Source organism: Rhodanobacter ginsengisoli, assembly GCF_042657065.1.
In the GTDB taxonomy this organism is placed as follows: domain Bacteria; phylum Pseudomonadota; class Gammaproteobacteria; order Xanthomonadales; family Rhodanobacteraceae; genus Rhodanobacter; species Rhodanobacter ginsengisoli.
The window spans coordinates 393,213-407,223 of sequence record NZ_JBHSNF010000001.1 but is presented as its reverse complement, the minus strand read 5'-3'; the positions used below and the strand labels follow the sequence as shown (position 1 = coordinate 407,223).

The window sequence follows — 14,011 nt, the reverse complement described above, 5'->3', positions numbered from 1 at the left end:
GCGACCCACGCGTCATCCGCGCCACAGGCTCTCCATCCCGCATGCTCGCCGACACCACCAAAGATGCCATCCGCGCCGCCTATGCCCGCCTGAAGGACGGCCTGCCGGGTTTCCGCGCGCGCGCCTCGCAGGGCCGGATGATCGCCGAGGTGGCCAAGGCGTTCGGCACGACCGGCGGCGTGGCGGTGATCGAGGCGCCGACCGGCACCGGCAAGTCGATGGCCTACCTGATCGCCGGGGTGGAGGTGGCGCGCTTCCAGAAGAAGAAGCTGCTGATCGCCACGGCCACGGTGGCGCTGCAGGAACAGCTGGTACAGCGCGATATCCCGTTGTACCTCAAGCTCAACGGCATCGAGGCGAAGGTGGCGCTGGCCAAGGGGCGCGGCCGCTACCTGTGCCCGCGCAACCTGGCGATGGCGGTGAACAGCATCAACGACACCGCGCAGATGGGTCTGGCCGGTTTCGATGCGGACCTGGTGTTGTGGACCAGGCCACCGCAACCGCGCGACAAGCAGGCATTGGCCAGCCTGCGCACCGCCTTCGACCAGCACGAATGGAACGGCGACATGGACACGGCGCCCGAACCGGTCAGCGATCTGCTGCGCCCGATGGTGACCACCAGCGCCGGCGGCTGCACCGGGCGCAAGTGCGGCCAGTTCATGATCTGCCCGTTCTTCGCCGCGCGCCGCGCGGTGGACGACGCCGAGATCATCGTGGCCAACCAGGACCTGGTGCTGGCCGATCTCACCATGCCGGGCGAGGAAGAAGGCTGGGGCGGGGTGATCCTGCCGCGGCCGGACGAGACGCTGTATATCTTCGACGAAGGCCACCACGTGCCGGCCAAGGCGATCGACCGCGGCGCCAGCGAGGTCTACATGAGCGCCACCGTGCGCCAGCTGAGTCGACTTGGCCGGCAGGTGCACGCGGCCTATTCGCTGACCGACAAGGAAAGCCTGGGCAAGCTCAGCCTCGATCGCGGCGACGAGAAGCTGCAGGAACTCAGCAACGCGCTGGAGGAACTGGAGAAGGAAATCCGTCTGGGCTGGCTGCCCGATCCGGCCGAAACCGAGCCGATGTACCGCGGTTCGCTGGGCCAGTTGCCCGCGCCGTGGGTCGAGCACGCACGCATGCTCAGCCTGAGTACCGGCGAGATCCAGCGCTGGCTCACCGCGGTGCGCCGGGCCGTGGTCGAGATGACCGATGGCGGCCCGACCCAGGAAGCCCTGTCGCGCGAGCTCGGCATCGCACTGGAACGCATCGGCAAGCAGGCCAGCTGCTGGCGGGCCTGGTCGAGCGAGGATCCCGACGAGGCGCCGCCGCTGGCGCGCTGGGTCACCCTCGGCAGCGACCAGCAACTGGTCTGCCATGCCTCGGCGGTGTCCGCCGGCGGCCTGCTGCGCAGCGTGCTGTGGGGCAACGCCAGCGGCGTGGTGATGACCTCGGCCACGCTCAGCGCGGGCGGCAACTTCCGCGGTTTCGCCGACGCGGTGGGGCTGCCCGACGACGCGATCACCCTGAGCCTGCCCTCGCCGTTCGACCTGGCCGCGCAGGCGCGGCTGGAAGTGCCCGCGATGCGCACCCTGCCGGATGCACGCGAGGCCCACGCCGAGGAGATCAGCCAGTGGCTGGCCGATCACCTCGACTGGGACGCCGGCAACCTGGTGCTGTTCACCTCGCGCGCCAAACTGGACCGGGTGCTGCAGAAGCTGCCGATCGCGCAGGTGCGCAAGGTGCGCGCGCAGGGTTCGCTGGGCAAGTCGCAACTGATCGCCGAGCACTGCGCCGACATCGAGGCCGGCAAGGGCAGCACGCTGTTCGGCCTGGCCTCGTTCGGCGAGGGCCTCGACCTGCCCGGCAAGCTGTGCGAGACGGTGGTGATCACCCAGCTGCCGTTCGCGGTGCCGACCGATCCGGTCGGCGCCACCTACGCCGAATGGCTGGAATCGCGCGGACGCAATCCGTTCATGGAGGTCAGCATTCCCGAGGCCACGCGCCTGCTCACCCAGTACTGCGGTCGCCTGATCCGCAACGAAACCGACCGCGGTCGCATCGTGCTGCTGGATCGCCGCGTGGTGACCAAACGCTACGGCAGCGGCATGCTGAAGGCGCTGCCGCCGTTCCGGCGACTGATCGAGCGAACCGCGTGAACGCCTCCGCCGACCGCCGCCAGGGATGAGCGCCGACGGCACGCGAACACCGGCTCGACGGACGCCCCGGCACAGTCATCCTTCCATCTGACGCAGGCAGCGAACACCCTGCCCCGCTGATCGGCCTCGGCGCGCCCGGCCTGCCGGCGGCGTCCCGCATCACGCGGTTTCATGCCTCCAGGCTCCCTGTCGGCACGGGTGGATGATGGGGTGCCAGTCGCGCACGCATCGGTTCGGGATGGCCCAGCAGGTAGCCCTGGCCCATCTCGCAACCCATCGCCAGCAGGGCGGCGCGCTCGACTTCGGTTTCGATGCCTTCGGCGATCACCTGGATATCCAGCGCCCGTGCCAGCGCAAGGATCGCCGCGACCACCCGGGTGCTGCTGGTGTTGCTGCCCTTGTTCAGCTCGCACACGAACGCGCGGTCGATTTTCAACATGCGCAGGGGCAGCGAATGCAGGTAGCTGAGCGAGGAGTAGCCCGTGCCGAAATCGTCCAGGGCCGCGCCCACCCCGAAGCTGCGCAACCGCTCCAGCATGGCCCGCACGCGCTCGGGGTTCTCGATCAGCGCGCCTTCGGTCACTTCGGCGATCAGTCGCCCCGGCGGCAGACCGCTGCGCCCGACCAGCTCGAGCAGGCGCGCGTCGAAATCCGCGCTGCCCAGGTGCAGTGCCGAGACATTCAACGTCATGAAGGGCTCACCCTCGTCATAGCCCGCCAGCGCACGGCAGCTGAGCTCGAACATGCGCCAGTCGATTGCCTCGATCATCCCGCAGTCCTGGGCGATCTTGATGAAATCATCCGGCTTGAGCAGGCCACGCCGTGGATGATTCCAGCGGATCAGCGCCTCGTAGCCCAGCACCTGGCCACCATCGAGGCGGCAGATCGGCTGGAAGTAGGGCTCGAATTCGTCGTGCAGGAGGGCATGGCGCAACTCGCCCTCCAGGGTCAGTACATCGACCACGTTCTTCGCCAGCGTCTCGTCGAACAGTTCGAAGCGCTTGCGGCCCTTTTCCTTGGCGCGATACAGCGCGATGTCGGCGTCACGCAGCACTTCGTCGGCGCCGGCATAGCTTGCGTCGCCGATGGCGATACCGATGCTGGCGGACGGTTCCAGTTCCCTGCCCGCCATCAGCAACGGCATGCCAAGCGTGGAGAGAATCCGTTGCGCCACGCTGACCGCGGTGGCCGGCAGCGGTACGTCCTCCAGCAGGATCGCGAACTCATCCCCGGAAAGCCGCGCGACCAGATCCGGGTCGCGTACGCAGCACAGCAGCCGACGGGCCACCTCCTGCAGGAATTGATCGCCGGCCAGATGCCCCAGGCTGTCGTTGATCACCTTGAAGCGGTCGACATCCAGGTAGAGCAGCGCGCACCGCCTGCGCGGCTCGCGCTTCATCAATCCCAGCACGCGACCCAGCCGATCGCGCAGGAAACCCCGGTTGGGCAGTCCGGTCAGCGGATCGTGCATCACCTGATGCTTCAGCTGTTCCTGGATCTCTTCACGCTGGCGGATCTGCTGGCGCAACTCGTGCGTACGCTCCTCCACACGTCGCTCCAGCTGCGTATTGGCCTCGTGCAACGAGGCGGCCGAACGGCGTCGGTAGATGCTGTTGGCGATCTGCAGCGCGGCGAAGGAAAGCAGCTCCTGATCGGCCAGGTCGTAGGCCACTTCCTCGGCATAGCTCTGTACCGCCACCAGGCCGATCACCTCCTCCCCCACCATCAGCGGCACACCCAGCCAGCACGCCGAAATCGATCCCACGGCCTTCAGCTCGACGAGCCCGCGCGCGGCCATGTCGAACACGGTTGCCTTGTCGGTGATCAGCGGCCCATGCGCCATGACGTATTCGCTGAGACCGCGCACCAGCGGCCGATCCTCGTACGCTTCACCGGTGACATCGACGACGTAGGCGAATCTCATCATGGCCACGGTCTGATCGACCAGACCGATGAAGAAGTTCTCCGCGTTGATCAGCGCCCCGACCACGGCGTGCACCCGCCGATAGAATTCGTGTTCATCGATGTCGGCCGTGGCCAGCTGGGCCAGCTGGAACAACGACGCCTGCAGTTGCTCGGAACGCTGGCGCTCCTCGATTTCCAGTTGCAGGCCACGGTTGGCTTGGGCCAGTTCCTGCGTGCGCAGGCGCACGCGGGTCTCCAGTTCGTCCTTGCTCTGCTTGCGCTCCAGCGCGGTAAGGATGTGGCTGCCCACGAACTCCAGCAGCGCGCGGTCCTCATCGGAGTACACCAATGCCTCGCGGTAGCTCTGCACTACCAGTGCCCCCAGCACCTGGCCGTTTCGAAGCATCGGTACGCCAAGCCAGTCGTCGCTGTCCGGGCCGTTCACGACCAGCTCCCCGTCCACCTGTTCACGCACCTGATCGAGCGAGCCCATCAGCGGCTTGCCGCCGGTCAGCAGATGCCAGGTAAGCGTGTGGCGCAAATCCTCCAGCAGTACGTCCCGGCTGGTGTCGGGCACCTCGATGTCCTCGGCGTCGACGAAATACAGGAACCGCAGCGTGCCGCGCTCGGGATCGTGCCGCACGATGAAGAAGTTTTCGCCGTACATCAGCGTGCAGACGATGGCATGAATGCCCCGCAGCAGTTCAGGCATCTCCCGCTCGGAGCCGGCCAGGTCGGATATCGCGAACAGCGCGCGCTGCAGACTTTCCGAGCGCTCCAGCAACCCGTGCGACCGGTGCAGGTCCGCCAGATCCAGCACGTGACGCAGGCGGCGTATAGCCTGTGCGAGGTTCGAATCGAGAAGCTCGCGAATCCGCGCAACCGACTGCGCGCAGCTGAAATCCAGCAGTAGCACGAAGCGTTCGCCCGGCATCAGGCGCCAAGCCACGCGACAATCATCGTCGGCAAGGCACAGCCCGTCGCCGGTGAGCGCACGCCGGGCCCAGGCAATTTCGTCCGACGTGCCTGGCGCCCCATAAGGGTGCGCTTCGGCCTCGTCCCAGAACAGGCTCACGCGCCTGCAATCGGGCAGGGATTCGGCCGATTCAACGATCAGGGCGCCGACTTCCATCGGTGTGTTGGCTTCGATCAGCCGGCTGAGCCACACCAGCGGTGCGGCACCCGCAGGCGTTTCGAGAGGCGGGGCGAGCCGGAGATTCATCACCCGACGCCCCGCCACGGACCGGAGGTCCGAAGGATCGAAAGCCGATCGGCGTTGTCGCCGCGCTCATCCTCCGTTGTCCACCGCTTTTCGTCAAACGCCGTATTCACTCTCCTCATCTGCCTGTAAATCCACCTTGATAGTGCCTTGCCTGGTATGACCCGGTTGCCACCCGCGAGGAATCCAGTGGATCACCAAAGGGGTGGATGATATTCAACCCACGTCGCAGGAACGTGATTGCGTGAGGATCTCCATGCAATCTCTGTTCCATCACGTGACGGCACCGTGGTGACAGCGCTGTCGCCTTCATTTCGAGACAAGCACGAACCTCGGGCGGGCATATTCCACCGGGTATCGGCCGGAGCCCCACCCGTGCAGCCCCGCACGTCGCGCCTGCCGAGTGGGGCATCCGGCGTCGGCGCATGCGCGCCCGCAAGGGAAGCCACATGCCGATCCGGCCCGATCGGCGATGTCGCGATGAGAGTGCTTCCGGCGAGCAAGACCGTCGCCGGCCGACCCGATGGCGCGCCTCACAGTGACCCCATGTGTCCAATGGTGCCCCCGCGTGCCGATCGCTGCGCACGGCGGCCATGCCATCGTCCCCGGAAGCGGGTCCCGCTGCTCTCGAAGGAATGCCTCTCGACGACGTAAGGATCTTGCGTGCCGCGTTCATCCATCGCCGGCGTGATGACCCAGGAGTGCCGCAACGTTATGCTCGACGCCCCGTCGCCCTTCCAGCGCATGCACCGGCGAAACCCATGATCATCCGCCTGCAGGATTGCCCGCCGCAGCCATGGAGAAACGGTCTCGGCCGCACTCGCGAAATAGCCGTCCATCCGGCGGACGCAGGCAGTGGCGATTTCCTGTGGCGGGTCAGCGTTGCCGAAGTCGACAGCGACGCACCGTTCTCGCGTTTCCCGGGTATCGACCGGCAGATCGTGCTGCTCGACGGCAATGGCTTCACGATGACCCTCGACGATGACCGCGTCCATGCGCTGAGCGTGCCCCTGCAGCCGTTTGCATTCCCCGGCGAAGCTGCGGTGGCGGTGACCCTGATCGACGGCGCGACCCGTGATTTCAACCTGATGTCCCGTCGCACGCAGGTGCGCGGTGAAGTGCTGCCGTGGCGGCAGCCCGGAGACCGCGCGGTGGATCCGGCGATCGTGCTGGTCCATTGCGCCGGCGGCGTGATCGACACCGTCGATGGGCCGCTGCATGCCGGCGATGCCTGGTTGTCCTCCGGCCGTCCAGCCGCCCCGGTCACACTGCGCCACGGCGCCGCGGCACTCGCCGTCCGGATTGAACCACGCACCGCCTGAGCACCCCCCGTCGTCGCCTATACTCGGCCCACCTTTCGAACCAGGGTGCCCGTCATGTCCGTGCTGATCCTCGGTCTGCTGATCTTTCTCGGCGCGCACTCGCTGCGCATCTTCGCGGATGACTGGCGCAGCCGGCAGATCGCCAGGCTCGGCGCGAAGCGCTGGAAAGGCCTGTTCGCCCTGGTGTCGGTGACCGGTTTCGTACTGCTGTGCTGGGGCTTCGGGCTGGCACGGCAACATCCGGTAGTGCTGTATGTGCCGCCGCTGGCACTGCGCCATCTCAATGCCCTTTTCACGCTGATCGCATTCGTGCTGTTTTTTGCCGCGCGGGTGCCGCGCAATCATTTCAAGTCGAAGCTCGGCCATCCGCAGGTGCTGGCGGTGAAGGTATGGGCCTTCGGCCACCTGCTGGCCACCGGCATGCTGCATGACGTGGTGTTGTTCGGCGCGTTCCTGCTGTGGGCGGTGGTGTTGTTCATCGTGTCGCGGCGACGTGACCGCAAGGCGGGCACCGTTTATCCCGCCGGCACGCTGAGGGGCGATGCGCTGACCCTGGTCATCGGTGTGGCGGTCTGGGTCGCCTTCGCGTTCTGGCTGCATCTGTGGCTGATCGGCGTGAGCCCGATGGCATGACCCGGTCGCGGGGTGCCGGGAGTCATCTGCCCGTCGCCCCGGACCTGCGCTAAAATCCGGCCTGTCCCCACCACCCGCGAGGAACGACGCATGGCTGGTTTCCTGCTTTGGCTGTTGCTGCTGGTGTTCTGCTGGCCGCTGGCGTTGCTGGCGCTGGTGCTGTATCCGATCGTGTGGCTGCTGTTGCTGCCGTTGCGTCTGGTCGGCATCACGGTGACCGCGGTGTTCGCCTTTCTCGGTGCGCTGCTGATGCTGCCCGCGCGCGTGCTGCGCGGGCATCCGGTCTAGCATGGACAAGCCGCACTCGCCCTCGTGCGAGCGCAATCGTGAACCGATCCTCGAGGTGCTGCGCGAGCAGCTTGCCGACCGTCGGCATGTGCTGGAGATCGGCAGCGGCACCGGCGAGCATGCGGTGCATTTCGCCGCGGCACTGCCGCATTTGAGCTGGCAGAGTTCCGACCGCGCCGAATACCTGCCGGGCATCCGCGCATGGCTGGATGAAGCGGCGCTGCCGAACGCGCCCGCGCCACTGGAGCTGGACGTCGCCGGCAACTGGCCCGACGGACCATTCGACGCGGTGTTCAGCGCCAACACCCTGCACATCATGGCCTGGCATGAAGTGCAGCAGCTGTTCGCGCGGCTGCCCACGATCACCAGCGCCGATGCGCGCCTGATCGTCTACGGCCCGTTCAATTTCCACGGCCGCTACAGCAGCGACAGCAACGCCGCATTCGATCAATGGCTCAAGGCGCGTGGCGCGCACATGGCCATCCGCGATGCCGAGGCGGTGGATGCGCTGGCCGCCGACGCCGGTTTCACCCTCGTCGACGACATCGCGATGCCGGCCAACAACCGTTGCCGGGTGTGGCGCCGAACCCGCGCCTGAACACCACCGACCTGTACAAACCCGTCGAACCGGGTACAAAGGCGGGATGAAGTCGATCGACACGCTGACGCCCTGCCCCTGCGGCAATCCCGCCGGTTACATCCAGTGCTGCGCGCCCCTGCATGAAGGGGCGGCGGCAACCAGCGCCGAACAGCTGATGCGCTCGCGCTACAGCGCCTACGTGTTGAAGCGCGAGGACTACCTGCTGGCGAGCTGGCATGCCACCACCCGTCCGGCCTCGCTGCGGCTGGCAGCGCAACAGCCGCCGCCCACCTGGCTGGGACTGGAAATCCGCCGGCAGCAGGCCGTCGACGAGGACCACGCCAGCGTCGAATTCGTGGCCCGCTACCGCCTCGGCGGCGGCCGCGCGCAGCGCCAGCACGAAACCAGCCGCTTCGTCCGCGAAGCGGGACGCTGGTATTACCTCGACGGCGAACTCAAGAGCTGAGCCACCTCAGCAGCGGGTTGTCCCGCGCTCAAAACCCCGCCACCCCGGCCGCATGCAGGCGGGCCGCCTGTGCCCGCACCCCGGGATCGTCGAAGAATGCGACAAGCTGGTCTGCGCGGCCGGCCGCGATGCCATCGCAGGCCTGCCAGTCCGCGGTGGCGCGCACGCTCAAGGCCGCCCAGCCCGGCAGCCTGGCCGTCCCGCTGGCCGGCATGCCGAGCGCATGCAGCCAGCGCCCGAAGGGACGCTCGCGCGCCGCGGCAAAGGCCTGAGCCAGCGCGGCGGCACGGGTCGGACCGAGACCCGGCACCGTGGCGAGTTGCACCGGGGTCAGGCTCATCCAGTCCAGCAGCTGGTGGATCAGTCCCGCGTCGATCAGCGCCTGCCAGGTATCGGCGCCGATCCCTTGCAGTTGCAATCCCTGCCTGCCGCCCAGCCACACCAGCCGCGCCCGGAATTGCTGCTGACAGCCCGCACTCGGCTGCCAGCAGCTCCAGCGCGTGTAGGCCTTCGGATCGGGCGGCGTCAACGGTGCACGGACCTGTGTGCGCCAGGCCACCGACTGCAGCCGTGGAATGGTCAGGCCGGCGAGCACCACCTCGACCTGATCGCCTGGTCGGATATCCAGCTTTCGCCAGCGCTGCAACGAGCCGACGCTGACCCGCTGCACCCGGTGGTCATCCAGCTGCACCGGCTCCAGTTCCAGCACCGGCGTGATGCGACCACTGCGGCCGATCGCGAAATCCACCGCGCGCACCTCGGCCAGTGCCGACGCCGCCGGGTATTTCCAGGCCACCGCCCACGCCGGTGGCTCCGGCTGCCAGGTGACGGCCGGCGGTCGATGACCCTGACGCAGCACCGTGCCATCCGCCGCGAACGGCATCGCGTGGCGGTACCACTGCGCGCGCCAGCGCTTCACCTCGTCCAGCGTGTGGACCGGCCGGGTATACGTCACGCTGTCGAGCAGCCCCATCGCCTTCAATCCGGCCAGCCGCGCCGGCATGTCGGCCGGGCCACTGGGCCAGTCCCAGACAAACAGGCCGATCCGTGCGGCGGTGGCGGCGTCCAGCGCATCGCGGGCCAGTGCACCGGCCACCATCGAGCGCGCGTTGACACCACCGTCGCCGGCCTGCACATGGCCCGGCAGGCGCCAGTAGAGTTCACCCTGAAGCACCACCCGCGCCAGCGCATCCGGCAGATGCTGGGGGATGGCGGCGATGCGCCGTGCCGTCGCGGTCCAGTCCGAGCCGTGCAGGCCGTCGCCGCGGCTGCTGGCCTGGCGCAATTGGCCGTCCAGATACAACAGGGTCACTGCCACGCCATCGGCCTTCGGCTGGACCCACAGATCGCGCTGGCCGCGCTCGCGCATCCACGCCGCCACCGCCGCGGCATCCGGCAGCTTGGCCAGCCCGGTCTGCGCCACCGGTGCGGTCGACCGGCCGCCGGCGTCCGCCAGATGGGCCAGCGGCGCCGGCGCCTGCGCGGGAAAGCAGCGACGCCACCGCTCCAGCCGCTGCAGGGCCTGGTCGTAGATCGCGTCATCCACCGGCGACTGCCCGCTGACCCGGTAGGCATGGTTCCAGTCGTCGAGCCGGTCATGCAGCGCAGCCAGCTCCCGCTTCGCCTGCGCGGCCGACCAGCCCGGGCATCCGGCCGCGTGGCTGGCACCGGCCGCCAGCAGCATGATGCCGGCGACCGGCAGCCACCGTCCCTTGTGCATGTCCGTGCTCCCCTGCGTTGACATGGGTCACAGGCTAGCCAGCCGCCAGCGGAGCAGGCAGCCGACAATGCCGATGCGCGGCGTAGGCATCGAACCCCGGCAAGCGCGCTAGGGCGAAGGCAGATCCCCAAATCGCAGCAAGCTCTCCCCGACCAGGCGACCGAGCGGGCCGAAGCGCCGCTCCACGATCACTCCGCCGCCGTCATGGCCGATCGCCACCACGGTGCTGGCTCGCGTGCCGTACTGCTCGCCGTGGATGAAGGCACTGGACAGCCAGCGCTCGCGCTCCAGCCCTACGCCGGTGTCCGGCAGTTGCGCATCCGGCGCCACCTGCTCGTCGGCCAGCGCCTCGAACAGCGGTGCGAAGTCGGTGTCGCCGCCCGCATCGATCCAGTCGCGCAGCCGCTGCATCAGGATGCGCGTCTTCGGCCACGGCGTATTGAAGTCGGCGTTCGACAGGCCGTGCACCCCCGGCGTGACCGACTGCGCACCCGCTTCGGGCCGGTTGCCCAGGTAGAACGCCGCCTGCGCATCGAAGGTGAGCAGGTTGAACGGCCGATAGTTCGCGGCCGCCCGCAGCAACTGCTGCGCATGGCTGGCGGCATCCGCACGGCCGGTCAGGTAATCGGTCGCCAGCAAGCCGCGCGAACTGCCGATCTGCGGGTCGCGCGGATCGCGCACATTGGTCACCACGCAACAGCGCGCCGCATCGGTCACCCCGAGCCAGGTACCACCGGCCTCGAGATCGCGACCGCCGATGATCGGCGCATCGTCCCAGCGCGCCAGCGGCGCGCTGGGACGCGCATGGAATTCATCGCGATTGCCGGCCAGCAGCAGGCGCCAGCGCGGATGCACGTTCCAGGCGAAAGCAATCAGGCACATGCGTATCTCCTCAACCGAAAAACCAGTAGCACACGCCGATCGACGCCAGCACACCGGCGAGGTCGGCCAGCAGCGCGCAGCCGATGGTGTGGCGTACCCGGCGGATGCCGACCGCGCCGTAGTACACCGCGACGACGAAGAACGTGGTCTCGGTGCTGCCCTGCACGGTGGCGGCGAGCAACGCCGGAAAACTGTCGACGCCGGAATGATGCATGGTCTCGATCAGCATCGCGCGCGCCGCGCTGCCGGAAAACGGCTTGACCAGGGCGGTCGGCAACGCATCGACGAAACGCGCATCCAGCCCCGCATGCAGCACCAGCCAGCGGATGCCGTCCAGCGCGAAATCCAGCGCGCCGGACGCCCGCAGCACGCCGACGGCACACAGCATGCCGATCAGGTAAGGCAGCAGATTCTTCGCCACGTCGAAGCCCTGCTTCGCGCCCTCGACGAAACTGTCGAACAACGGCACCTTGCGCCAGGCACCCACGCTGACGAAGGCGATGATCACCCCGAACAGCAGCAGGTTGCCCATCAACCCGGACAGCGAAGCCAGCGCTGTCGCCGTCATCGTCGAGAGCAGCGCCATGAAACCGCCCAGCAACACCGCCGAGCCGCCCATCCACGCCAGCACGACCGGATCGCGCAGGCGCAGCTTCTGCATGAAGGCCACGCTGAGAAAGCCGACCAGGCTGGAGGCACTGGTGGCCAGCAGGATCGGCAGGAACACCAGGGTGGGATCGTGCGCGCCGGCTTGCGCGCGGTACATGAACACGGTCACCGGCAGCAGGGTCAGCGACGAGGCGTTGAGTACCAGGAACAGGATCTGTGCGTTGCTTGCGGTGTCGTCCGACGGGTTCAGCGTCTGCAACTCGCGCATCGCGCGCAGGCCGATCGGGGTGGCGGCGTTGTCCAGCCCCAGCACGTTGGCGGCGAAGTTCATCGTGATCAGGCCGATCGCCGGATGCCCGCGCGGCACTTCCGGCATCAACCGGGCGAACAGCGGCCCCAGCATCCGTGCCAGACCGTCGACCAGACCGGCCTGCTCGGCAATGCGCAGGAAGCCCAGCCACAGGGTCAACGTGCCGAACAGCAGCAGCATCACCTTGACCGACAGCTCGGCCATGTCGAACAACGCGGCCACCACCGCCGCGAATACCTCCGCATGGCCACCGATCAGCCATTGCGCCAGCGCCGCCACCGCGGCAGTCAGGAAGAAGCCAAGCCAGAGTCTGTTGAGCACGCCGCACGCCATTGACCATCGACAGACCCGAGCTTACCCAAGCGCGCGAGCGCCGGGGCAATCCGTCGGCTCAGGCGAACTGGGCCAGGGTCTGCGCCTGCACGCTGAGCACCTGCGCGATCGATTTCGCGGCCTCGCGGCCATCATGCACGGCACGTACCACCAGGTCGGCGCCGCGCATGTTGTCGCCACCGGCGAATACCCGTGCGTGCCCGGTCTGGAACGGCAGCCGCCCGGCGCCGCCGGCGAGGATGCGGCCGGCGGCGTCCAGCTCGATGCCGTGCTCGGCACACCAGGCCGGCGGACTGGCGCGAAAGCCGAACGCCTGGATCACCACGTCCGCGCGCAGCTCGGTTTCGCTGCCCTCGACATTGCGCGGCCTCGGCCGGCCGTCGCCGCTGTCGACCAGTTCGGTGGTCACCACGCGCACCGCGCGTGCATTGCCCTGTTCGCCCAGGATCGCCAGCGGCTGGCGCTGGAACAGGAACCGCACGCCCTCCTCGCGGCTGTTGCCGACCTCGCGCCGCGACCCGGGCATGCTCGCCTCGTCGCGCCGATAGACGCAGGTGACCGAAGCGGCACCGAGACGGATCGCGGTGCGATTGCAGTCCATCCCGGTATCGCCGCCACCGAGCACCACCACGTGCTTGCCGTTGAGGTCGAGCGCGGCCGGCACCGGCTGGTCGTCGAGCAGGCGGTTGGCGTTGGCGATCAGGAACGGCAGTGCGTCATGCACGCCGTCGAGCTCGCGTCCCGGCAGCTCGCCGTCGACGAAGGTGTAGGCGCCGGTGCCGATGAAGACCGCGTCGTAATCGGCGAGCAGGCTATCGAACGTGATGTCGCGACCGATCTCCACACCGAGGTGGAAGCGCACGCCCATGCCTTCGAGCACTTCGCGCCGCACGCGCACCACCGACTTGTCCAGCTTGAACGGCGGAATGCCGAATGTGAGCAGGCCGCCGATCTCGCGCTGGCGATCGAACACGTCGGCCGCGATGCCGGCGCGGCGCAGCCGGTCGGCACACGACAGCCCGGCCGGACCCGCACCGACCACCGCGACCCGCCGGCCGGTCTCGACCACGCCGGACAGGTCCGGCCGCCAGCCCTGGCGGAACGCCTCGTCGGTGATCGAGCGCTCGATGCTCCCGATCGTGACCGCGCCGAACTCGCCCTGCTCCAGCGTGCAGGCGCCTTCGCACAGACGATCCTGCGGGCACACGCGGCCGCAGATCTCCGGCAGCGGATTGGTCTCGTGCATCAGCGTGGCCGCTTCGAACAGCCGTCCGTCCTGCACCAGCTTGAGCCAGTCCGGGATGTAGTTGTGCACCGGGCAGGCGTGCTCGCAATACGGGTTGCCGCAGTCGATGCAGCGCTCGGCCTGGCCGACCGCCCCGGCCGGGGTGAAGTCCCCGCTGATCTCGCCGTAGCCGAGCACGCGGATCGCCACCGGCACCGCCTTCGGCGACTGTCGCGGCAGATTGAGGAACTGGAACAGTTTGTCGCTCATGCCATGGATCCAGAAGTGAGAGAGAAGAAGTGGGACACGAGAAAAAGCAAGGCAAGGGCGGCAGCCTTCTCTCGTTTCTCTCTCCTCGTCGCTCTTTTCTCG

General features: G+C 68.1%; 11 protein-coding genes. 6 read left to right on the top strand and 5 right to left on the bottom strand.

Annotated features, from left to right (window positions below; translation table 11 throughout):
- The first annotated feature begins 41 nt into the window (after window positions 1-41).
- Window positions 42-2,147 (top strand): ATP-dependent DNA helicase DinG, encoded by a 2,106-nt coding sequence (dinG, locus tag ACFPPA_RS01625; RefSeq protein ID WP_377316628.1) that lies wholly within the window; start codon window positions 42-44, stop codon window positions 2,145-2,147.
- Between the two features lie 169 nt (window positions 2,148-2,316).
- On the opposite strand, the gene ACFPPA_RS01620 is transcribed toward dinG, so the two are convergent.
- Entirely contained in the window at window positions 2,317-5,274 is a 2,958-nt protein-coding gene (locus tag ACFPPA_RS01620) for a bifunctional diguanylate cyclase/phosphodiesterase (protein WP_377316626.1), read from the bottom strand.
- A 758-nt stretch (window positions 5,275-6,032) separates the two neighbouring features.
- Here ACFPPA_RS01620 and ACFPPA_RS01615 point away from each other — a divergent pair.
- The 5 genes from ACFPPA_RS01615 (at window position 6,033) to ACFPPA_RS01595 (ending at window position 8,560) form a co-directional block, all read left to right on the top strand.
- The gene (locus ACFPPA_RS01615; protein WP_377316624.1) at window positions 6,033-6,593 is read left to right on the top strand and encodes a HutD/Ves family protein; all 561 of its coding nucleotides are present in this window, start codon (window positions 6,033-6,035) and stop codon (window positions 6,591-6,593) included.
- 54 nt (window positions 6,594-6,647) lie between these two features.
- The gene (locus ACFPPA_RS01610) at window positions 6,648-7,226 is read left to right on the top strand and encodes an NnrU family protein (protein ID WP_377316622.1); all 579 of its coding nucleotides are present in this window, start codon (window positions 6,648-6,650) and stop codon (window positions 7,224-7,226) included.
- 90 nt (window positions 7,227-7,316) lie between these two features.
- The gene (locus ACFPPA_RS01605) at window positions 7,317-7,514 is read left to right on the top strand and encodes a hypothetical protein (RefSeq protein WP_377316620.1); all 198 of its coding nucleotides are present in this window, start codon (window positions 7,317-7,319) and stop codon (window positions 7,512-7,514) included.
- Window position 7,515: 1 nt separating this feature from the next.
- The gene (locus tag ACFPPA_RS01600; RefSeq protein ID WP_377316618.1) at window positions 7,516-8,112 is read left to right on the top strand and encodes a DUF938 domain-containing protein; all 597 of its coding nucleotides are present in this window, start codon (window positions 7,516-7,518) and stop codon (window positions 8,110-8,112) included.
- 46 nt (window positions 8,113-8,158) lie between these two features.
- Window positions 8,159-8,560 carry a YchJ family protein gene (locus ACFPPA_RS01595; protein WP_377316616.1) on the top strand — a complete coding sequence of 134 codons (402 nt, stop codon included), beginning with the start codon at window positions 8,159-8,161 and terminating at the stop codon, window positions 8,558-8,560.
- 28 nt (window positions 8,561-8,588) lie between these two features.
- Here the strand turns inward: ACFPPA_RS01595 and ligB are convergent, their stop codons facing one another.
- From ligB to ACFPPA_RS01575, 4 genes are all read right to left on the bottom strand, one after another.
- Window positions 8,589-10,280, bottom strand: a complete 1,692-nt coding sequence (ligB, locus tag ACFPPA_RS01590) for an NAD-dependent DNA ligase LigB (protein ID WP_377316614.1) — start codon at window positions 10,278-10,280, stop codon at window positions 8,589-8,591.
- Window positions 10,281-10,388: 108 nt separating this feature from the next.
- A complete protein-coding gene (locus ACFPPA_RS01585) occupies window positions 10,389-11,162 on the bottom strand; it encodes an NRDE family protein (protein ID WP_377316612.1) in 774 nt (257 codons plus the stop codon).
- Between the two features lie 10 nt (window positions 11,163-11,172).
- Window positions 11,173-12,402, bottom strand: coding sequence for a nucleoside recognition domain-containing protein (locus tag ACFPPA_RS01580; RefSeq protein ID WP_377316610.1), 1,230 nt, complete (start codon window positions 12,400-12,402; stop codon window positions 11,173-11,175).
- A 70-nt stretch (window positions 12,403-12,472) separates the two neighbouring features.
- On the bottom strand, window positions 12,473-13,909 hold the full coding sequence (locus tag ACFPPA_RS01575) for an FAD-dependent oxidoreductase (RefSeq protein ID WP_377316608.1): 1,437 nt from the start codon (window positions 13,907-13,909) through the stop codon (window positions 12,473-12,475).
- Window positions 13,910-14,011 lie beyond the last annotated feature (102 nt).

What these genes read in the sequence shown, in the direction of transcription:
- ACFPPA_RS01600 (WP_377316618.1), top strand. Translation starts at nt 7,516, where the DNA reads ATGGACAAGCCGCACTCGCCCTCGTGCGAGCGCAATCGTGAACCGATC.
- ACFPPA_RS01610 (WP_377316622.1), top strand. Translation starts at nt 6,648, where the DNA reads ATGTCCGTGCTGATCCTCGGTCTGCTGATCTTTCTCGGCGCGCACTCG.
- dinG (WP_377316628.1), top strand. Translation starts at nt 42, where the DNA reads ATGCTCGCCGACACCACCAAAGATGCCATCCGCGCCGCCTATGCCCGC.
- ACFPPA_RS01605 (WP_377316620.1), top strand. Translation starts at nt 7,317, where the DNA reads ATGGCTGGTTTCCTGCTTTGGCTGTTGCTGCTGGTGTTCTGCTGGCCG.
- ACFPPA_RS01620 (WP_377316626.1), bottom strand. Translation starts at nt 5,274, where the DNA reads ATGAATCTCCGGCTCGCCCCGCCTCTCGAAACGCCTGCGGGTGCCGCA.
- ACFPPA_RS01575 (WP_377316608.1), bottom strand. Translation starts at nt 13,909, where the DNA reads ATGAGCGACAAACTGTTCCAGTTCCTCAATCTGCCGCGACAGTCGCCG.
- ligB (WP_377316614.1), bottom strand. Translation starts at nt 10,280, where the DNA reads ATGCACAAGGGACGGTGGCTGCCGGTCGCCGGCATCATGCTGCTGGCG.
- ACFPPA_RS01585 (WP_377316612.1), bottom strand. Translation starts at nt 11,162, where the DNA reads ATGTGCCTGATTGCTTTCGCCTGGAACGTGCATCCGCGCTGGCGCCTG.
- ACFPPA_RS01595 (WP_377316616.1), top strand. Translation starts at nt 8,159, where the DNA reads ATGAAGTCGATCGACACGCTGACGCCCTGCCCCTGCGGCAATCCCGCC.
- ACFPPA_RS01615 (WP_377316624.1), top strand. Translation starts at nt 6,033, where the DNA reads ATGATCATCCGCCTGCAGGATTGCCCGCCGCAGCCATGGAGAAACGGT.